Annotated in this window: 16 protein-coding genes and 1 pseudogene; 8 read left to right on the top strand and 9 right to left on the bottom strand. The window is 55.5% G+C overall.

The features are described from left to right. Position 1: 1 nt before the first annotated feature. The 6 genes and pseudogenes from ACK6AU_RS19415 to ACK6AU_RS19390 form a co-directional block, all read left to right on the top strand. Positions 2 to 1,372, top strand: a pseudogene (locus ACK6AU_RS19415) (acyltransferase domain-containing protein); the annotation flags it as partial. Then, positions 1,364 to 4,111 (top strand): SDR family NAD(P)-dependent oxidoreductase, encoded by a 2,748-nt coding sequence (locus ACK6AU_RS19410; protein WP_409300782.1) that lies wholly within the window; start codon positions 1,364 to 1,366, stop codon positions 4,109 to 4,111. The pseudogene ACK6AU_RS19415 and the gene ACK6AU_RS19410, both read left to right, overlap by 9 nt. 88 nt (positions 4,112 to 4,199) lie before the next feature. Continuing rightward, a complete protein-coding gene (locus tag ACK6AU_RS19405; RefSeq protein WP_409300780.1) occupies positions 4,200 to 5,054 on the top strand; it encodes a class I SAM-dependent methyltransferase in 855 nt (284 codons plus the stop codon). A gap of 506 nt (positions 5,055 to 5,560) precedes the next feature. Beyond that, complete coding sequence (locus ACK6AU_RS19400) at positions 5,561 to 8,596, top strand: amino acid adenylation domain-containing protein (protein ID WP_409300778.1); 3,036 nt, start codon at positions 5,561 to 5,563, stop codon at positions 8,594 to 8,596. 59 nt (positions 8,597 to 8,655) lie between these two features. Beyond that, positions 8,656 to 9,354: a thioesterase II family protein gene (locus ACK6AU_RS19395; RefSeq protein WP_241107803.1), complete on the top strand. Its 699-nt coding sequence runs from the start codon at positions 8,656 to 8,658 to the stop codon at positions 9,352 to 9,354. A gap of 706 nt (positions 9,355 to 10,060) precedes the next feature. Further along, entirely contained in the window at positions 10,061 to 10,306 is a 246-nt protein-coding gene (locus tag ACK6AU_RS19390; protein ID WP_409300776.1) for a hypothetical protein, read from the top strand. A gap of 100 nt (positions 10,307 to 10,406) precedes the next feature. Here the strand turns inward: ACK6AU_RS19390 and ACK6AU_RS19385 are convergent, their stop codons facing one another. Beyond that, a complete protein-coding gene (locus tag ACK6AU_RS19385) occupies positions 10,407 to 10,757 on the bottom strand; it encodes a type II toxin-antitoxin system RelE/ParE family toxin (protein WP_409300774.1) in 351 nt (116 codons plus the stop codon). After that, entirely contained in the window at positions 10,754 to 11,032 is a 279-nt protein-coding gene (locus ACK6AU_RS19380) for a type II toxin-antitoxin system ParD family antitoxin (protein WP_409300772.1), read from the bottom strand. The genes ACK6AU_RS19385 and ACK6AU_RS19380 overlap by 4 nt, the downstream gene beginning before the upstream one ends. A gap of 114 nt (positions 11,033 to 11,146) precedes the next feature. Here ACK6AU_RS19380 and ACK6AU_RS19375 point away from each other — a divergent pair, with 114 nt between their 5' ends. Further along, a complete protein-coding gene (locus tag ACK6AU_RS19375) occupies positions 11,147 to 11,506 on the top strand; it encodes a hypothetical protein (protein ID WP_409300770.1) in 360 nt (119 codons plus the stop codon). Positions 11,507 to 11,549: 43 nt separating this feature from the next. Here the strand turns inward: ACK6AU_RS19375 and ACK6AU_RS19370 are convergent, their stop codons facing one another. The 7 genes from ACK6AU_RS19370 to ACK6AU_RS19340 form a co-directional block, all read right to left on the bottom strand. Further along, the gene (locus ACK6AU_RS19370) at positions 11,550 to 13,079 is read right to left on the bottom strand and encodes a conjugal transfer protein TraG N-terminal domain-containing protein (protein ID WP_409300768.1); all 1,530 of its coding nucleotides are present in this window, start codon (positions 13,077 to 13,079) and stop codon (positions 11,550 to 11,552) included. Beyond that, positions 13,076 to 13,435: a hypothetical protein gene (locus ACK6AU_RS19365; protein ID WP_409300766.1), complete on the bottom strand. Its 360-nt coding sequence runs from the start codon at positions 13,433 to 13,435 to the stop codon at positions 13,076 to 13,078. The genes ACK6AU_RS19370 and ACK6AU_RS19365 overlap by 4 nt, the downstream gene beginning before the upstream one ends. A 3-nt stretch (positions 13,436 to 13,438) precedes the next feature. Beyond that, on the bottom strand, positions 13,439 to 14,794 hold the full coding sequence (locus ACK6AU_RS19360; protein ID WP_409300764.1) for an integrating conjugative element protein: 1,356 nt from the start codon (positions 14,792 to 14,794) through the stop codon (positions 13,439 to 13,441). Between the two features lie 20 nt (positions 14,795 to 14,814). Further along, entirely contained in the window at positions 14,815 to 15,753 is a 939-nt protein-coding gene (locus ACK6AU_RS19355; protein ID WP_409300762.1) for a TIGR03756 family integrating conjugative element protein, read from the bottom strand. Then, a complete protein-coding gene (locus ACK6AU_RS19350) occupies positions 15,750 to 16,154 on the bottom strand; it encodes a TIGR03757 family integrating conjugative element protein (RefSeq protein WP_409300760.1) in 405 nt (134 codons plus the stop codon). Before ACK6AU_RS19350 ends, ACK6AU_RS19355 begins: the two co-directional genes overlap by 4 nt. 129 nt (positions 16,155 to 16,283) lie before the next feature. Continuing rightward, the gene (locus tag ACK6AU_RS19345; protein WP_409300758.1) at positions 16,284 to 17,150 is read right to left on the bottom strand and encodes an IS3 family transposase; all 867 of its coding nucleotides are present in this window, start codon (positions 17,148 to 17,150) and stop codon (positions 16,284 to 16,286) included. Then, positions 17,147 to 17,440 (bottom strand): transposase, encoded by a 294-nt coding sequence (locus ACK6AU_RS19340; RefSeq protein WP_409300756.1) that lies wholly within the window; start codon positions 17,438 to 17,440, stop codon positions 17,147 to 17,149. Before ACK6AU_RS19340 ends, ACK6AU_RS19345 begins: the two co-directional genes overlap by 4 nt. A gap of 185 nt (positions 17,441 to 17,625) precedes the next feature. Here ACK6AU_RS19340 and ACK6AU_RS19335 point away from each other — a divergent pair, with 185 nt between their 5' ends. Next, the gene (locus ACK6AU_RS19335) at positions 17,626 to 18,237 is read left to right on the top strand and encodes a transferase (protein ID WP_409300754.1); all 612 of its coding nucleotides are present in this window, start codon (positions 17,626 to 17,628) and stop codon (positions 18,235 to 18,237) included. Positions 18,238 to 18,615 lie beyond the last annotated feature (378 nt).

The raw sequence follows: 18,615 nt of genomic DNA, 5'->3' as shown, positions 1-18,615 counted from the left end.
TGTGCTGGCGCTGAACCACGGGCAGCTGCCGCGTAGCTTGTACGAGAACCTGACCGACGAGGTCGACTGGAGCACTTCGGGCATCGAGGTGGTTTCCAGCCTCAGACCATGGCCGGACACCGGTTCGCCCAGGCGGGCCGGTGTCTCTTGTTTCGGCGTGGGCGGTACCATCGCCCACGCGATCATCGAGGCTGCGCCGGTGACACCCCAGGCGCGGCCGGGTGCCCAACCGCCTTGCGGGACGCGACTGTTCCCGCTGTCCGGGCAGGCGCCGCAGAACTTGCGTCACAGCGCCGCGCGCCTTGCCCATTGGGTGCAACAGCACCCCGAGGCCGCGCTGGAAGATATCGCCCATACCCTCGGGCAACGACGCGCGCACTTGCCTGCCAGGGGCGCATTGTTGGCGAGCAATTCCACTGAGTTGCTCGAGGCCTTGGGCCAGATGGCGGCAGGCAGCGATAGTGAGCGCTGTTTCAGCGGCTCGGTGCTGGCCGGGCGAGGGCCGGTCTGGGTGTTCTCCGGACATGGTGCGCAGTGGCATGGCATGGGCCGGGAGCTGCTGGCTAGCCAGCCGGTATTCGCCGCTGAACTGGACAGTCTGGCCGAGGTGTTCAGTGCTTAGCTGGGGTACACGCCCCGCGAGGCGCTGGAGCAGGGCGGGTTCGATTCGGTGGAGCGTATCCAGGCCACGACCTTTGCCTTGCAGCTGGCCTTGGCGGCGCTTTGGCGCAGCCTGGGGCTCGAGCCCCAGGCAGTGATCGGCTATTCCACCGGTGAGATCGCCGCGGCGGTGGTCGCCGGCGTCCTGGACAAGCAATCGGCCGCGCGTTTTGCCTGCCGCCGGGCGGCGCTTTACCAGCGCCTGTCCGGCCAGGGGGCTATGGTCATGGTCAACCTGCCATTCGCCGAGGCCGCCAGGCGCCTGGAGGGGCGCGCACAGGTGGTCGCGGCAATCGCCGCCAGCCCCTCGTCCACGGTGATTTCCGGTACGGCCGGCGAGGTCGAGCGGCTCGCCGGTGAGTGGGCCGAGGAGGGGTTGGTGCCGCGGCGCGTGGCGAGCGATGTGGCGTTCCACAGTCCACACATCGACCAGGTCCTGGAGGATATCCGCCAAGCCGCTGGCGAACTGCGCTGCCTGACGCCGCGCCTGCCCATGTACAACTCGTCCCTGGGCGATCCCCGGGCCCTGGCGCCTCGGGATGCGGACTTCTGGTGCGCGAACTCACGTAACCCGGTGCTTTTCGAGCAAGCGGTGACGGCAGCCCTGGAGGATGGCTTCGAGCTGTACCTTGAGGTGTCCAGCAAGCCCATCGTCGCCCACGCCCTGAAGGAGACTGCTGATGCTTGCGGGCGCGAACACGTAATGGTATGCCCGAGCCTCAGGGAGGGGCGGCCGGAGTATCTGGAACTGCTCGCTAGCCTCGCTCGTCTGTATTGCCACGGCGCCGACCTGCAATGGCCGGCTCCGGGAGCCTTGCTCGATCTGCCGAGCATGGGCTGGAACCACCAGCGCTACTGGACCACGGCCTTGCCGGTGCGGGCCAACCTGGGCAGGGGCCACGATCCGCTGCGGCATTCGTTGCTGGGCAGCCGCCAGCTGGTGCGCAGTGCGCCGCCCTGTGACATCTGGCGCACGCGGCTGGATTTCGAACTGCGTCCCTATCCGGGCAGCCATCCGATCTGCGGCGTGGAGATCTTGCCAGCGGCGGCCTTGCTGAACAGCTTCATGCAGGCCGGGACGCGGGACGGGCACCTTCCGACCCTGCGTGACGTGCTGTTGCGCACGCCCGTGGCGGTGGAGGGTACACGGGATATCCAGATCGTCAGGCAGGGCCAGCAGATCCGCCTGTGCAGCCGACTTGACGATGAAGCGGTGCAATCCGAGCAGGAGCGCGAAATGGGCTGGTTGACCCATACCACCGCCAGCCTGGACTGGAACACCGAGCTGCAAGGCCCGGCGCCCGAAGTGGCGGCCTGGCAGGTTGACTGCCCCGAGTCGCTGGAGTGGCCGCAGCTCGAGCCGATGTACCGGCGCCGGGGCATCGCCGACTACGGCTTCCGGTGGCATATCCGTTCGTTGCGGCGCGGGCCGGGCCGGCTGATGGCGACGATCCAGGCGCAGCTCGGCCCGAACCAGGCCAACAGCTGGGCGGTGGTGCTGGATGCCGCGCTGACCAGCCTGCCGCTGTTGTTGCCGGATGACGATCTGTTGCGCATGCCGGCGGCTATCGCCTCGTTGTGCGCGAGGTCCACGCCACCGGAGATCTTTACCCTGTTCGCCGAACTGGCGCCGCGCACTGGCGAGCGCCAGCCCATCGACCTGCTGGTGCTCGATGAGCGGGGAGAGCTGGCCGCGCGCATCGAAGGCCTGGTGTTCATGACGGTGGACCGCCAGGACGAACTGGCCCACGGCAGCAGTGCGACGGTGTTCGTCGAAGACTGGGAGACCTGTCGTTTCGAGCCCCCCACCGAGCCGCTGCCGCAGTTGGTGCTCCTCGGATCGGACGACGATGCCGCGCAGCGTTTGTCCCTAGGGCTGCGCCGGGCCGGGATCGAGCATGCCCGGGTACGAGACGGCGCCGAATTGCGCTTGAATGGACAGCCGACGCTGGTGCTGGTGCTCGGCAGCGCACCGGCAGACGATGAGGCGTTGTCGGATGCGGTCGAGGCCAATGCCTGGCGCCTGCTGCAAGCTACGCAGCAGGTCCAGCGCCTGGCCCTGGAGCAGCCATCCCTGCGCCTGGGTTGCGTGACCTTCGGAGTCAAGGCCATGGCCAACCGGGCCGCCCTGGCCCAGTCGCCGCTGTGGGGTGTGGCGCGGATCGTCGCCGGCGAACAGCCAGGCCTCTGGGTAGGCTTGATCGACATCGATCCGGCAGCCTTGAACAGCGACAGCACCTTCGGCCTGCTACGAGGCGCCCTGGGGCACAAGAGCGAGGATGTGCTGGCCATCGGTACCCAGGCCTGCCAGGTCCTGCGCTTGCAGGAAGCAGTCGTGCCAGGCCCCAAGGGCAAGCCGCAATGCGTTCCGGACGCCACCTACGCCATCACCGGCGGCTTCGGCGCCCTGGGCCTGCAGGCCGCCCAGCACCTGGTGAACCAGGGTGCACGGCGCCTGGTGCTGATCGGCCGCCAAGGCTTGCCGGCACGCAGCGTCTGGCCCGCGCTGCAGGATCCGCAACAACGCTTGGTGATCGACGGCATCCGTGCGCTGGAGCGCCAGGGCGTGACGGTGCTGCCCCTGGCGCTGGACATCGCCGATACGGCGAAGGTGGCCGAGGCGTTGTCCGAGTCGGCCCTGGGCCTGCCGGCGATACGCGGTGTGGTGCACGCCGCTGGCGTCTTCAAGGGCGGCATGATCGAGCATCTGCAGCGCGCCAGCCTGTCCCAGGTGCTGCGGGCCAAGGTCACCGGGACCCTGGCCCTGGAGTGGGCGTTTCCTCCCGGGAGCCTGGACTTCCTGGTGCTGTTCTCCTCCAGCGGGCAGCTGGCGCGCCCCTCGGGGCAGGCCGGTTATGCCGCGGCGAATGCCTTCATGGATGGCTTCGCCAGGTATCGGGCAGGGCAGGACGGTCAACGGACCCTGAGCATCGCCTGGATGGCCTGGGAGCAATTGGGGATGTCCAGCAATATCGACCCAACCCTGCGCGAATGCGCGGCCAATGGCCTGGGGGCTCTGAGTATCCCCACGGCACTGGCGTCCTGGCAGTTGGCCCAGGACTGTGGTGCACCCTATGCGGCGGTATTTCGTGTACAGCGCTCGGCGGACCTAGGCCAGCCACTGCCGGTGTTGAGCAGGCTGCTGTGCGACGCCGCGCAAGAGGCGGCGCAAGTGACGTCACTCGATCCCTGGCGCGCGGTGCCCGACGAGCAGCTTGGGCAGTGGCTGACGCAGGACATCCAGGCGTTGATCGCGGCTGAACTGCGTTGTACCCCCGAGGACATCAACCCCCAGCGGTCGTTGGTGGAGAAGGGCATGGATTCGCTGCTCAGCGTCGCACTGCGGATTCGCCTGAAGCAGCGCTACCGGATCGACCTGCCGCCCACGCTCATCTGGAACCACCCGACCGTGGAGGCCATTGCCCGCTACGTGCGCCAGGCACTGGCCTAGCCAGTAAGGCAAGCCGGCCCGGTACCTGCCAGACCAGGCGGCGTTGCCGGGGCCGGTGGATTTCTCATGCAACCGACAGGAAACCGCCATGCAGAATGCAACGGCCAGCTGGACCGCGATCTACACCTCCATCGCCCGTGCCGCCCACCAGGTACTGGACCAGCACCCCAAGGTGGTCGACGACCCGGTGGTGGTCGGCCTGGTCGAGGGCTCCAGTGCGGCGCAGATCCAGGCTCGGGCCGACGACTTCCAAGGGCCGGTGCAGTGCCTGGCCCGGGCGTTGTTCGTCATGCGCAATCGCTTGGCCGAAGACGAACTGCATCGAGCGGTAGCGGCTGGGGCAGGGCAATACCTGATGCTCGGGGCGGGCTTGGATACTTTCGCCTATCGCCAGCCCGACTGGGCCCGGGGTATACGCCTGATCGAGGTCGACCACCCTGCCTCCCAGGCATGCAAGCGCGATTACCTGCACGCGGCGCGCATCGGCATTCCGCGCAACCTCAGTTTCTGTGCCATGGATTTCGAGCGCATGACCCTGCGCCAGGGCCTGGAAACCGTCGGCTTCGATCCCCAAGTGCCGGCCTTCCTGTCCTGGCTCGGCGTCACCCAGTACCTGGAGCGGGCGGCGATCCAGCGCACCCTGGAGGATGTGCTGGCGCTCCCCGTCGGTAGTGGCCTGGTGATGAGTTTCATCATCAAGGATCCGGGGCTCGATGGCCTGGACCAGGAGGCGGTGCAGGTGTTTTCCAGCCTGGCGGCCGCTCGCGGCGAACCCTGGATCAGCCGCTTCGACCCCGGGCAGTTGCAGCACTGGCTGCTGGAGCTGGGATTTGCCGAGGCGCTACTGGTCGCACCGGCCGAGCTGGAGCAACGTTACTTCGCCGGGCGCACGGACGGCCTGCGGGCACCGTTCTTCGAACAACTAATGATCGCGCGGGTATAGGCGCCGGCGAGTTGTCGTCTTTAGGCGGGATCTATTCATATGCCGTTTGGCTGTTCACGTTTAACAAATAGCAAATGTCCGGTGGTAAAGGACTGGTGGTTCGGTTTTCGTGGTAGCTAGTCGCGGCAGGTAAAAACGGCACTGCGATGCGTATTTTTTATATTCCTAGAACCTTCCTTAAGAACAACGCGGAAGAAAAGTCACTGGTTTTTGAAATGAATGTAAAATTTTTAATAGCGAAAAAATCCTACTTGCATAGATGCCTTTTATGGCAGTTTCTGTGGGGGCTTAACTGAGAACTTTATGAAGAACAGATTGTCTCGTTAAACTTTCTAATGGTTGGATATTACGTTTTGGTCGCTAAGAAGAGTTGTGCAAATCATGACGTATAAGACGTATTATGCTCTTCATTTGGCACTTGATTTTTAAGGGGGCACCGTTAACTCCGGCTTATTTTGCTCGATCGAAGTGTATTCATAAAGTTAATGGAATGATAGAGGTGTTATATGGAAACTTCAAGGAACCTAACTATTGTCGATATGTTTGAGAGGCAGGCTAATTTGCACTCAAGCAAAATTGCATTATATCACTGCTCGGACAGTATAACTTACGGCCTCCTAAACGAGAAAATAAATCGGCTGGCAAGGCACTTGATCGAACGCGGCGTCGAGGCTGGCGATATCGTCGCGGTGTGTGTTGAGCAGTCAATAAGTCGAGTTGTTTTTATGATGGCGATAGTGAAGGTCGGCGCCGTCTATCTGCCGCTTGATCCTGATTATCCCACTGCAAGGTTTGATTTTATACTTGAGGATACACAAGCGGAACTGGTAATTACATCAAAAGCATATGAGCATAAATTTTTCACTTTTCGAGGGGTATTGATTATTCCCGACAGTGATTGGGAAAAGGCTCTAATTGATAGACAAACAATCAGTAATCTTCTGAAGGAGATACCGTCATCAAGTTTAATGTATGTGATATATACATCCGGAAGCACTGGGATTCCGAAAGGAGTAGCTGTCCAGCATAGTGCAATAGCGAGCTTTATCGAAAATATTCAGCCAGCGATCAATTTTTCATCAGAGAACACAGCGATACAAATTCTCTCTTATACATTTGATGCTTCATTTGTCGATACGTGGATGCCACTCCTAATGGGCGCGACATTGTATCTTTACCCGAATAATAAGTTGTTGGGTGAGGCGTTATTGGATTACATTAGGATGAATAAAATTGATACCATCCCAATGATTACTCCGACCATTCTTGCTACTTTTCCGACTGGTCACCCAATAGGGGAGCTTAAAAGTATTGTCGTAGGCGGTGAGGCGTGTGCGGATAACGTGTTCCTGTATTGGGCTAGTAGGCTTCAGATGTACAATCTTTATGGTCCAACTGAAACAACAGTTGCTGTTACTTGTCATAAATATGTGGCAGGACAAAGCGTTAAAAATATCGGCAGTCCTCTTTCAGGTGTTGATTTTTATGTGCTAGATGAAAAATTCCAGCCTTCACCTGCCGGCTCATCAGGTGAGCTTTTCATTGGTGGTGCGCAACTTGCCAAAGGCTACTTGAATAGGCCAGAGTTAACGGAAGAAAAATTTTTATATATTGAAGTAATTAACTCAATAACTGGAAAAAGTGAACGCAAGAGACTCTATAGGACTGGCGATATTGTGACACTATTGCCAAATGGAAATATTGAATACATAGGCAGGAACGATACGCAACTCAAGGTTAGAGGCTTTCGCATTGAGTCTGGTGAGATCGAAAACTCAATCAATAGGATCAGGAATGTCCGAGAGTCTGCTGTTGTAGTGGTGAATAAGGAGTTGGGGCAATCCGTATTGGCAGCTTTTGTTACGCTGTCGGATCACCATTCAAAGGATGAGGTGAAAGTAAAGTTGGAAATCAGGAAGGCACTCCAGAATACTCTTCCCTCCTACATGGTTCCCGACAAGATTTTTATCTTGGACTACTTTCCGCAGACGGCCAGTGGAAAAATCGATCGAAAAGCACTTCAGTCCTTGATGAAGGAAGAGGAGCTTTCGTTAGATGATGTAGCGGAAGATGATGTTGAAGGGACGCTTATTGCGATATGGAAACATGTTTTACAGTCAGATGACATTAAGGCTCAAGATAATGTTCTTGAGATCGGAGGGAACTCGGTTGCGGTTGTTCGTGCATTTACCTCGCTGCCAGAGTCGATACGAAGCAAACTGACACTGGTTGATCTTTATACCTACCCCTGTATTGAACAGTTGGCGCAAGAAATAAAACTTCGCGAAAAAAAACGCCCACTCACGTTTGAAGAAAAAATGCATGAATCCAAAAGAGTGTTGCTTGGCGACATTAAACTTGCGGCAGGCTATGGATTCCCGACAGAAATTGATTCTGATGTTTTAGCCAGTCCGGAAAATATACTACTAACTGGTGTAACTGGTTTTGTTGGAGTGCATTTGTTGTTGGAGTTGCTAGAAAAAACATCGGCAAAAATATATTGCTTGGTTAGGGCGGGAAGCACCAAACATGCTATTGATAGGATAAAATCCACCTTGAGTAAATATAGGATTTCTTGGCCAGAAGAGCAATCTAGCCGAATTGCTCCAATCCTGGGGGATTTTACTCATCCACAACTGGGTATGTCAGATTCCGACTTTGAAAATACATCAAAAACAATTCAAGTTATCTATCACATTGGCGGAAATGTTAACTATGTTAAACCTTACGCCGAGATGAGTGCGGACAACGTAAATGGGATTCAGGAAATTATTCGATTTGCGACGACATCAAAGTTGAAATATCTAGTTGCGTGCTCCACGATAGCCGTTTTTAGTTGGGGGCATCTGATCACAGGTAAAACATGGATGTGTGAGGATGATGATATTCATCAGAATCTACCCGCGGTTTGTAGGGATACCAATTATGTAAGAAGTAAGTGGGTAATGGAAAATATCTTAGAGGAGGCAAAAAAGAAAGGACTACCTGTTATTGGCATTCGACCAGGATTTGTCATGTGTCAGAGTGATAGCGGTGCTACAGAAATGAACCAGTGGTGGGGAAGTTTAGTCCGATGCTGTGTGGCTCTCGGGACCTACCCCATGATCATGGGGCTTAAGGATCAACTGGTGACTGTGGACTTTGTAGCAAAGGCCATTGTACATATTTCTCAAAATAAAAAGTCTCCTGGTAAGTTTTTTCACCTCGTTCCTGAACCCGTGCATGACATCTCTCTTTCTGAGTTTTTTGAGAAAATAAAAGAGTATTTCGGGATAAAGCTCCGCCCTATACATTACCGTGAATGGCTAAATCAATGGAGGGATAATGAACATAGCCCCCTGTATAGCTTGTTAAGTTTGTTCACCGAGGAGGTCGCTCCAGGTAAATCTCTCGTCGAGTCTTATGAAATGACTTACTACTTTGACAGGAAGAATACTTCGGAGTTTCTTAAAGGAAGTGGAATAGAAACGCCTCCAATCGATAAGTCACTTCTTTCAAGGTATTTGGATTTTATGGGTATCTCTGTACATACTCCTAAATAACTCTGAATAGCAGTGCATTGCGGCGCGATGCACTGCCTATTTGGTAAGGTTGAGATCCTATGTTTGTGAAGAAGCCACAAATATTCACTTTGCATTTTGCGGGTGGAAGCTGCTACTCCTATCAGTTTATGAAGCCTGAGTTGACCGACTTTGATGTTGTAGCAGTAGAGTTGCCAGGAAGAGGGAAGAGAATAGCTGAACCGCTTATTCGAGGCTTTGAGGTTGCTGCTCTAGACATTTTTCAGCAAATTGTATCTCGACTCAGTGGGAGCCCATTTATTTTATATGGACATAGTATGGGGGCCATTCTCGGTCTGAGGGTTGCGCGAATGCTAGAAATTTATGAAAGAAGGCCATCAGCTCTTATTTTTACCGGGCATGCGGGGCCGAGATTAGTTAAGTATAAGAACACCGCTTTCCTCGAGACCCAGGAGCTCAAGCAGGTATTGCTTGAACTTGGCGGCCTTCCTGATAGCATTACAAATAATTCCGAGTTGTTCTCTTTTTTTGAGCCTGTTATTAGGGCTGATTTTGAAGTGGCGGAGCGTGCAGGTAGCTATAACTTTGAGTCAGTTGATATTCCCCTGTGTGTGCTAATGGGGACGGAAGAAAATTTTTCAGGCGAAATCGATTCATGGAGGGATTATACAACCTCTCATTTTAGCAAAAATCTTCTTAGTGGTGGCCACTTTTTCATCCATCATCATGCTTGTGAAATAGCTTCCATTGCAAAGTCAATGTTGTCACAGGAAGGCTAGTGTTGATTGAAGGGCATGCATCGGAAGGCTATAATTTTGATTTGGATGGTATCTCTTAGGTAAAGCTATTGAGCCCTAAGCCTCTATGCCTGGATAAAGGAAAGTCAGCTCTAATCCGTGAAAATCTACACCTTACGCATCAGCATTGAAGGTGTGTTAGCCAGACGCTTAGTCCATTTTTCCGCTATCAGCGGCCCTTTCAGGTAAGGCTTTTACCATTCTTATCCGTTCCATTAGCTGTTCAAATCCATTTGCTCTGGGCCATTTCCTTTTATGGTTTATGGGGAAGAATGTTATTTAAAACGCTGAGTTGCAGGGAGTGTTGTTGGTTTTCCAATATATGAGTTTTCAAGCTCATTTGGCGGGATAACCCTTCGCTACGGCCTAATTTAAGCAGTTTATCTATCGTGCATGTGTAGAAAGTGATCGTAATTATTTCCATCGACATAACAGCAGTTGTCTAGATCGGTTACCGCATTTCTGGTTGCGGCGACGAACGGTCATGTGTAATCCTTACCGGGCGCCGCATATCGGCGCCGGGTGTGAGAACCCGAATTGATACCAGCGGGTCGCGTTATGGCGATCCGTAGGGCAGGCGTTCGCGTCTGGCCGGTCTGGTATCAGCCGGTTTCTCACCCCTACGGGTCGCCGCCATCCAATTCTCTGATGACGGCGTAGAAGAGCCACTCAGGGAGGAGGAAGCGGTATGGAGCATTTCGATAGTCAGACCAAGCCAAGTATCTACGCTGAAACGGCTTATGAGTTGATTCTCAGTGGCGTTAACCGATTTGAGTCTGAAACAGATAGGCGGTTATTGCTAGATTCTCTACTATGCCAATGCGCTGTGTTTGCCCGCATAATAGCTGGTGAAGAGGCATTTCAGGATTTGCTGGAACGGCTGAAAAACTTTGATTTCAATGCTGAGTTTCAAGCGGATACTCATGCGCATTGACTCTCGCTTAGCAATGGTTGGTTGGGCTGCTCTTATATCAATAACAGTTTATGCACAGCGCTAGCGCCCAATCAGGCTTAATTCTACCGAACTTGTTTGTTTATTTCAGACGTCGTGTGGGCTCTATTGCGTCATGCAGGACTCGCACGACCTCAACGACCTGATCCTCATTGCATCGATAAAACACGATGTGTCTGGGCCTTACAACTCGGCCTTCAGTGTTATCCAATCTGCAGAAGAACAGGTGCAGGCTTCGCAGGCCTGGCGAGATCTCCTCGCGAGTGACGCTGCCCAACCTCTCAGGCTCCTCTCCAATGGATCGAAAAGTGTTTTGCAGGAGACTCTGGTACCGACGACGGGCACCCTCGCCAAACCTCACTTCTGTGTACCGTAGGATGTCGATGACGTCAGTTCGGGCCTGCTTCGAAATGTGTACCTGGAGCTGGCTCATTCTTTTTCGCTTGCCAGCTGGCCCAGGTTCTCGAAGTAAGCCTCCAGATCCTCAACAGCTACAGCATCAAACTGTCCAGACTCAAGCTCCATGATGCCGATCGATGTCGCGTTACGTAGGCCTTCGAGCCTGGCGGACTCCGATGCTTCATGCTCGAGCAGCATTCGAAGGCCGGCGCGCACGACCTCGCTGAAGTTCTGGTAGCGACCATCCTTTACCAACTGGTCTATGGACTGTTCCATGGGGTTGGGGACTATGACGTTGTGTGTGGCCATGAGGGTGTCCTGCGTGACGGGTGGCATGGCATTTTACGCCATATCCCTTGCTAAAACACCAAAGGTGTCGTATACCTCAAAATATGGTGTTCTTACGGACTCGAGACATAAATCATGACAGCTGCAGCCACTACAACCTTTGCTCATCGCCTCGGTAGCGCACTGGGGACTGCGGCACGATTTTGTCTGCATGATCGCAACCCAATGGTCCGCTGGATCAAGCGCGCAATCGTTCTTGTCGTCTTGGGCGCTGTCCTGGTGAACTCATTCAGTTTGATTGCAACCGGTCTCTTGAGCTTGGGAAGTATAGGGCTGGTTTTATTGGCTTTGACTAAAGTTGGTGGAACTGGCTTCGCGGAGAGTAATTGTTCTGAGGTGGCTCATAATCCGAAGATTCCTCGAAATGGCCAGTGGGGATATGGTTATTACGATAATTATGGGAACTTCAAAGGAATGTCAAACCCAGATAAGTGAGTATGTTTTGTTCATCGTGTTGGGGGCCAAATAGCCCCCATTTTTATTTCGATGAAATTGACCCCACAGCCTGTTGAGCCATGCCGCCAGCTTTTTCCCCTGAAGATTGAAGATCTTTCGTACCGCTAGATATTCCCTCAAGAACTTTACCCGCGCTCACTCCAGCCCAACCAAGTGCGCCTATCCAGAACATTGGCAAGATGATGAACATGGCCCCCATGACGAAGTTAAGGATTGCATCCTGAGTGGTTGTGTTGAGCCCCATAACCGGGTCAAACGAAAGATGCGGTGAGCCTGAGCCGTAAAGTACGTCGATGATGGTGCTGTCTACCCAACGCGCCAGTTGGAACCAAAAGTCGACAAAGATCAATGCGAAGAACACCACTGACATGGTCATCGCAACATTCAGCTGGTAGGCACCAATGATCAGTACCAGGGGCAGGCAGATCACCATTGCCATCTTGAGGAAGGCCATCACCATCGGTAGCGCCTGACGAACGATATCCATCCCCGGAAAGTACGCCAGTGAGCCCACCCCAACTCCGAGTGTTCCGCCGGCGCGAGCTAGTCCGTTCCACATTGTCCCGCCGGTCTGGCCACCATAGTCGGAGTACACGTCTCCATTGACCTGGCTGGACGGTGACACGACCTGTCGAATCATCGAGTCCGTGACTTCGTCCTTAGATAGCCATTTCGCCCAGCCAAGAAACTTGTTCATCAGAGTGGGATCGACTTGCGCCTGCAGGCGATCTCGGAGACCGATGCTCCCGTCCGACCACCATTGCTTGCATGTCGGATAGCCTCCACCCCCGGTCACCTGGGGCAGTCCGTCGTCTCGTTTCGCGTCGTATGGCCATGCTGTACGAGGAGTCTTGGAGTAGTCCGTGTCGTAATAGCCAGATGTGTTCAGCAGGAAGCGTGAACCGATCCAGTTGAGGTCCTGGAGGGTTTTGGGGTCCTTTGTGATAGACCCGAGATCCGGCTGACGCATGAAGAGGCGCGCCCGGGAAGGGCCGAAGCAGTCGTGTGTGAAGTCAGCCACCTCTTGAGCAAGCAAGGGGTTATCAATCCGGATTGCGTCGACGTCCATCCGCATTTGCCTAAGATCGGTACCGCAGGGGATAGCCGCTACCGCTCCGCTATTCAGGCCCTTGCTCAGTGAGTGCATCACAGCCCACCAGATCGGGATTCTAGCGCTCTTGCCGGTCAGCGAACTGAATGTGGTATTCCATCCGGTATCCCCTGGGGCCGGCAGCAGTACCTGGCATTGCTTAGCCCTGGTCTGGTCGAACTGGAGGGTATCGAAGCCCACACTCATCACGGGGATGGCACACAGAGAAACAACCACGTATCCGACGTACAGCTGGGTCTCAATCCTAGCCAGCGACAAGACCCCCTTGTTGCCTTCATCTGCACCTTCCTGGCGAACCTTGATCCATTCCCTCACGACGATGATTAAGAAGGGGAGAGCGAACAGGCCGGTGTCAGAGATCATGTCCCAGATACCGTTGTTGATCAGCCAGCCGAGCAGTGTCAGGTAGAACTCCAGGTAGTCGTTCGTGTAGAGGGTCATAGAATTTCCTCCCAGGGCATCGGCGCCTTACTGACCTCAAGCACCAGGAACAACATGAGAACGAGCCCTTCGACACGTATGAGGCGCTTTTGGGCTTGAGCAGATGGTGGAGGTAGCTGTCGCTTCAAACGCAGCCAGGCGACGACGATGAGGCTGTAGAGAAGCAGCCTCCACAGCAGCATCGTGAGGTAGTTATTGCTTCGCCATGTCGACCAGGTCTCCATGGCACCTAGATTGTTGAGTGCAATCAGGCTGATCACTACGCACACAATCATTAAAAATACACACAGGGCCAGGCCACCCGCCAGGCGCCTGAGTACCGTGGGTTTCTTCTCGAGGTTCTCTGGCAGGCTCATCAGTTACTCCCTGCCTGCAGGTTTCTGCAGCTGTTGCAGGCGGTCGCTTTCGGGAGCGGCTTGGTAGATCGTCCGGGAGTTCTCAGCGCGTGTTTTGCCTCGTTCAATAATCGCCATCGGTGAGTTGTTCGCCAGGTCGCGCCGAAGATCCAGCTCCATCTTGAGGTTGTCGATTTCTTTCTGCAGAACCTCGGATTGGGTGGTTGTCTGTTCCACGGCCAGATTGTTCGCGGCGACGTTCGATTCTCGAGATCCAGTGATCAGCATGCGATTCAACATCAGCGCTTTGCCGAGAATGTCTGAGAGCGCTACTTCGGATGCCAAACGCTGTGCCAGCACTGCTTGATCGCGCTCATCGCGCAGTGCGTTGATCACACCGCGGGTAATTGGCAGAGAGTCGCTACTGGCCTCTCTCAGTTTTTCTGACGTGATGTGTGTTCCAGGTTTCAGCAGATCCTGGATGGCTGTCAGTTTTTTATCGTAGGTTTCCTGGATCAGTGGCGTGAGCCCCACGCCGGGTGTCGAGGCACTGGAGCAGCCTTCGCAGGTTTTGATTTCTTGCTCGCCCAGGACCCGGTTCGCAAACTGCGCGGCTTCGGTAGGAGACTCCCAGTAACCGCACACCAGGCCGTTCGAGCAGTTCGATTGTTGAACGCGGGAGGTCTCTGTAGCTGAGCGGCCATTGAGTAGGTTGTAGCCGGCTTTGACGACGTCGCTCACAACCTTGATGGGTTTTTGTCCTGAGCCGCCTGCTTGTTCACCTCCTACCCATGTAACCCCGGAGTTACCTGGGCCGTTTTCAACTTTGTCGACGACGGCAACAGCGTCATTCCCCGAGGACAAGGCCTGTCCCATTTTTTGTCCTTCTGCGACCTTCCCCCATCCAGCCTGGCCGCCGGCGATGTCGGCCATGCGTTCGGCCATTGCCCTGCAGGTGCCCTTCGATCGATCGTAGTCGAGGCGCGCCTGCAGGATGCCGTTAGTCAGCAGGTTGTACAGTGCGGGGTTTGCTCTTTGCAGAATCAATGCCGGCAGCGACATCACCGCGCCTGTAGCACTCTGGATGACGTTGCTCATGATGTTTTGAAAGCCCTGCGTGGCGCCGTTTAGCTGGTTCTCCAGGGTATGGCTTAAGTCCATGTTTCCGCAGACCAGGTTGTTCTGCCATCCAGCTCCGACGGTGATGCTTTCCATCTGCCCGGCGCTACCCATGCTCACAGCACTGCCCCCGCCGATGCTGTACAGCACGTCGTCGCCAATCACGCTGCCCTGAGACTCAACCTTGATTGGGTCAGCCGCAAAAGCCACGGTACCGCTCAAGCTGATGGCTAATCCGATAGCCTGGGTCATCTTCTTCATTCTTCACGTCCGTCGTTGAGTTATTGAAAGTCGGTGCTGCCGAGGAAAATTTGCCCGCGCCGTTGGCAGCACGAGTAGGGGCGCCAGAGAGCCCAGGCATAAGCGCCATTGGCCGCTTCCATATCTGTGCCTATTCCCCACCCGGCGGTAGGAAATGTTGCGCAGGTAAGGCTCAGGGAAGGCGTGAGTTGCTGCCACTTCCCGGTCGAGTAGTCGTCCTCGAGGAGTTCGCCGGCGGGCCAGTAGCCAGGCATTGGAAAGGTCCGCATTGGCACGTAGACGTGCGGTTGGCCCACACGTGTTGTGATATCGCCGGCACGTTGAGCGATCACCGCTGCTGCTTTGAAGTCGTCACTCTGGTGAATGAATCCGCTGCGCGGGTAGATGCTTCCCCACATGTTCGCGGACAGGAGGCCGCCAACCTCCCTCAGACCAGGTATCAGGGCCTCTGGATAGACGACCTCGGGGAGCCCATGGCGCCATGCAAGGGTGTCGAGGGTACTGAGCATGTATGGAACGAAGGGGAGGGTGGCACCTGGGCATGCGTAGCCCGAAGCGGCGGCAAACTTGCTGAAAACAGCCCCACCTGGGTGCCCGATTACGTCAGCGTTTTTGAACTTCGAGATGTTGTTTTCGGCGTTGTGGTTCGTTGTTCCGTTGTTCCCGGCTTGTGCTGTGGGATTCGGCATACCCATCGGGCTGACTTCCACCCATGGGTTTTCGCCGGTATTGGCGTAGGCCGACACAACGGCGTCGGGCACGTAGTGACGGACCTTGACCGAGGTCTTGACCTTGCAACCGAAGGGCGTACACAGCAGCCAGTAGCAGATCCCTACAACCCGATAATCCAGGCAGGTCGGGGAGGCAGTAGACGCCACGATTGCCGCCGTGTTGATCGCGGCTGATGCTGAAAATGAAGTGAGCGCAGTCAGCGCAAATGCCAGCGTGCGAGATCTCATTGCTGCCTCCTCGAGCGGATAGCTTTCAAGGCAACTGCAACGTCAGGTTGGCCGTAGACAACGTACTTTCGGTCGACTACTACAGCCGGGATCTTCTCAATGCCGGCACTCCAGGCATCAGTCAGCCCCTGCTGCGCCTTGGCCAACTCCCCGATTAGGCGGATGCCCTCTGCGCTCTTCATCATTCGTTGAGCAGCGATTGTGGCCTGCTGGGGATTGGGGGGAAGGTTACGTGATAGCTGGTTTTCCAGGCGCTCCTGGTCATCCAGCAAAATGACGCGAACCTGAACGCCTGCAGGAACTACCAGTGGATGAGCGGAGTCGGTGACTGCCCAGGCTTCAGCGTGAGCGTCCCCAAGTGCAAGTGAGCCGAAGATGATAAGGAGGATGGCTTTTAACATACGGGCTATACCTAGTCATTAGTAGATAGGTACAGCCTGGGTCGACTCAAAACTGAGTGCAGTAGAAAATGGATAACCAAGACATTGGGATTTTCTGGTTGGTCTGTCCCGGATCTGGTGGACAGGTAGTTAAGAGCTACTGCTCGCATAGCGCCGCTCAAACTCCATCGGACTGAGATAGCCCAACGTCGAGTGGCGACGACGGTGATTGTAAAAGCGGATGTAGTCGAACAGGTCGGTTTTCGCTTCTTGGTAACTGGCATAGCGCGTCAGGTACACCCGCTCGGCCTTTAGCGAACGGAAGAAACTCTCCATCGCGGCGTTGTCCCAGCAGTTCCCTGGTCGTGAATGGCTGGGCACGATTCGATGCCGCCGAAGCAAGGCTTGGTAGTCGTACGCGCAATATTGGCTGCCGCGATCCGAGTGCAGCAGTACCTCAGTTTGCGGCTGTCGACGTGCGACGGCCATCTCCAGCGCAGCATGCACCAAGGCCTGATGCATGCGGTGATGCATCGCCCAGCCGACGACGGCACGTGAATAGAGATCTAGTACGACGGCCAGATACAGCCAGCCTTGAGCCGTCCTCACGTAGGTCATGTCCGAGACCCAGTGCTGATTGGCGCGATCCGAGGCGAACTGGCGATCCAGGTGGTTCGGGGCAATCGGCAGAGCATGACGACTGCTGGAAACCAGCCGCCAGCGCTTGCGCGAACGAACGCGAAGTCCGGCTTCGCGCATCAGGCGAGCGACCCGGTGCCGACCACACGCATGCCCCATGGCCGCCAACTCGGCCTTGATGCGACGATGGCCATAGATTCCATTCACCTCGTGGTGGATGGTGCGGATCTCCTGGCTCAGACGCCGATTCGCCATCTCTCTCGCCGAAGGAGGCCTTTGCTGCCAGGCATAGAAACCGCTGCGTGATACCCGCAGCAGCCGGCACATCGGCGCTACGGAATAGCGACCGGCCAACGCCTCGATGGCGCGAAACTTCACTTCGTAGGCTGCGAGAAGATGGCGAGCGCCTTTTTTAATACATCGCGCTCCATGGTGACCTGGGCCAACTGCTGGCGCAGGCGACGCAGCTCCGCGCTCTCACCACGCTGCTTGCCGTTACCCGGAAAGGCATCGTCACCTTGCTGTTCGTACTGGCGCTTCCATTTGCCCAACAGGCTTTCAGCGATGCCCAATGTGTCGGCTACGTGACGAAGCCGCGTACCGGCAAGTACCTGGTCTACCGCCTCGCGTTTGAAGGATTCGGGAAATCGTCGTCTGGTCTGGATCATGAACACTCCTTGTGGTGGACATTATCCACCTTAAGTCAGTGTCCACTCAGCCCGGGACAGACCAAAGTCATCTACCCAGTTTTGCAAGCCAAGACAGAGTATGCAGTTGAGTTTCCCAAGAGCGCGATTGTCTTCTGCGCTAGGAACGCGGATATTTCCATACCTTATTGCCTGGAAAATTTTCGATGAAACTACCAGAAATCAGTACATTTATTGCTCGATGGCCCTTGCTGGGCCTGGCTCCCCCTACCGCTTGGATGGTTTCTCAAGACTGCGAAAATCAAGTTCTGGCTTTGCTGGCACGGCTTGGCGCAGGTTATCGACGCCACGGAAACTGTGCAGTCCATGAAACTGCCGTTGTTGAGCAAGGTGCTGTGTTAAAGGGCGCGATTATCATCGGCGCAGGATCCTTCGTGGCGGCGGGTGCCTACCTACGTGGGGGTGTTTATCTCGACAGTAAATGCATTGTTGGCCCAAGCTGCGAAGTGAAAAGCAGCTTCATGCTTGCCGGAAGCAAGCTGGCGCACTTCAATTTTGTCGGGGACTCATTGATTGGCGAGAACGTGAATGTCGAAGCAGGTGCAATTATAGCCAATTACCGCAACGAGCTAGATGGTGTGGATATCAAAATCCGCTATGCAGATAATGTGATCGAAACAGGAATTAAGAAATTCGGTGCCTTGGTCGGCGATGGCTGCAAAATTGGGGCGAATGCAGTCATCGCACCCGGTGCTCTATTGCGGCCAAAGACACACGTTCCACGTCTCGGGTTAATTGACCAGTTTGCCTACGATTAAGCAGAACGGGCGCCTCATCCGGCAGCACGCCGACGGTTTCCCACATATTATCTCGCCAAACTGTCGCAGGCCTGCTCACACGCACTCTGCTGCTCCGGCTTTGACCAACATCTGCTGATCACTCGCAAGCTGCGACTGCCGCAACGAGCAATCGCTCGTACCCGATCAGCTTTCGGCGCTCTGCAGCAGTGCCCGCACCTTCACCTCCGGGCTGTCGGTCTACCTGAGCCTCCAGACAATAGAGCCCCATCGACACCATCAAGACTCGCTGCTAACATCCGCGCCACGTTCGCCATCAACAAGGGGATTGGCGAAAATAGAAGCCCCGAAGACTTACGCACTTCGGGGCTTTGTCTTTCATGGAGTGCACTCATTTTT

This window comes from Pseudomonas sp. KCJK8993 (assembly GCF_046230915.1).
Lineage (GTDB): Bacteria > Pseudomonadota > Gammaproteobacteria > Pseudomonadales > Pseudomonadaceae > Aquipseudomonas > Aquipseudomonas piscis.
This window is presented reverse-complemented; position numbering and strand designations above follow the sequence as displayed.

Bases quoted from the DNA above. Each gene is read 5' to 3' on its own strand.
- ACK6AU_RS19410 (WP_409300782.1), top strand. From the start codon at position 1,364: ATGGTATGCCCGAGCCTCAGGGAGGGGCGGCCGGAGTATCTGGAACTG.
- ACK6AU_RS19405 (WP_409300780.1), top strand. From the start codon at position 4,200: ATGCAGAATGCAACGGCCAGCTGGACCGCGATCTACACCTCCATCGCC.
- ACK6AU_RS19400 (WP_409300778.1), top strand. From the start codon at position 5,561: ATGGAAACTTCAAGGAACCTAACTATTGTCGATATGTTTGAGAGGCAG.
- ACK6AU_RS19395 (WP_241107803.1), top strand. From the start codon at position 8,656: ATGTTTGTGAAGAAGCCACAAATATTCACTTTGCATTTTGCGGGTGGA.
- ACK6AU_RS19390 (WP_409300776.1), top strand. From the start codon at position 10,061: ATGGAGCATTTCGATAGTCAGACCAAGCCAAGTATCTACGCTGAAACG.
- ACK6AU_RS19385 (WP_409300774.1), bottom strand. From the start codon at position 10,757: ATGAGCCAGCTCCAGGTACACATTTCGAAGCAGGCCCGAACTGACGTC.
- ACK6AU_RS19380 (WP_409300772.1), bottom strand. From the start codon at position 11,032: ATGGCCACACACAACGTCATAGTCCCCAACCCCATGGAACAGTCCATA.
- ACK6AU_RS19375 (WP_409300770.1), top strand. From the start codon at position 11,147: ATGACAGCTGCAGCCACTACAACCTTTGCTCATCGCCTCGGTAGCGCA.
- ACK6AU_RS19370 (WP_409300768.1), bottom strand. From the start codon at position 13,079: ATGACCCTCTACACGAACGACTACCTGGAGTTCTACCTGACACTGCTC.
- ACK6AU_RS19365 (WP_409300766.1), bottom strand. From the start codon at position 13,435: ATGAGCCTGCCAGAGAACCTCGAGAAGAAACCCACGGTACTCAGGCGC.
- ACK6AU_RS19360 (WP_409300764.1), bottom strand. From the start codon at position 14,794: ATGAAGAAGATGACCCAGGCTATCGGATTAGCCATCAGCTTGAGCGGT.
- ACK6AU_RS19355 (WP_409300762.1), bottom strand. From the start codon at position 15,753: ATGAGATCTCGCACGCTGGCATTTGCGCTGACTGCGCTCACTTCATTT.
- ACK6AU_RS19350 (WP_409300760.1), bottom strand. From the start codon at position 16,154: ATGTTAAAAGCCATCCTCCTTATCATCTTCGGCTCACTTGCACTTGGG.
- ACK6AU_RS19340 (WP_409300756.1), bottom strand. From the start codon at position 17,440: ATGATCCAGACCAGACGACGATTTCCCGAATCCTTCAAACGCGAGGCG.
- ACK6AU_RS19335 (WP_409300754.1), top strand. From the start codon at position 17,626: ATGAAACTACCAGAAATCAGTACATTTATTGCTCGATGGCCCTTGCTG.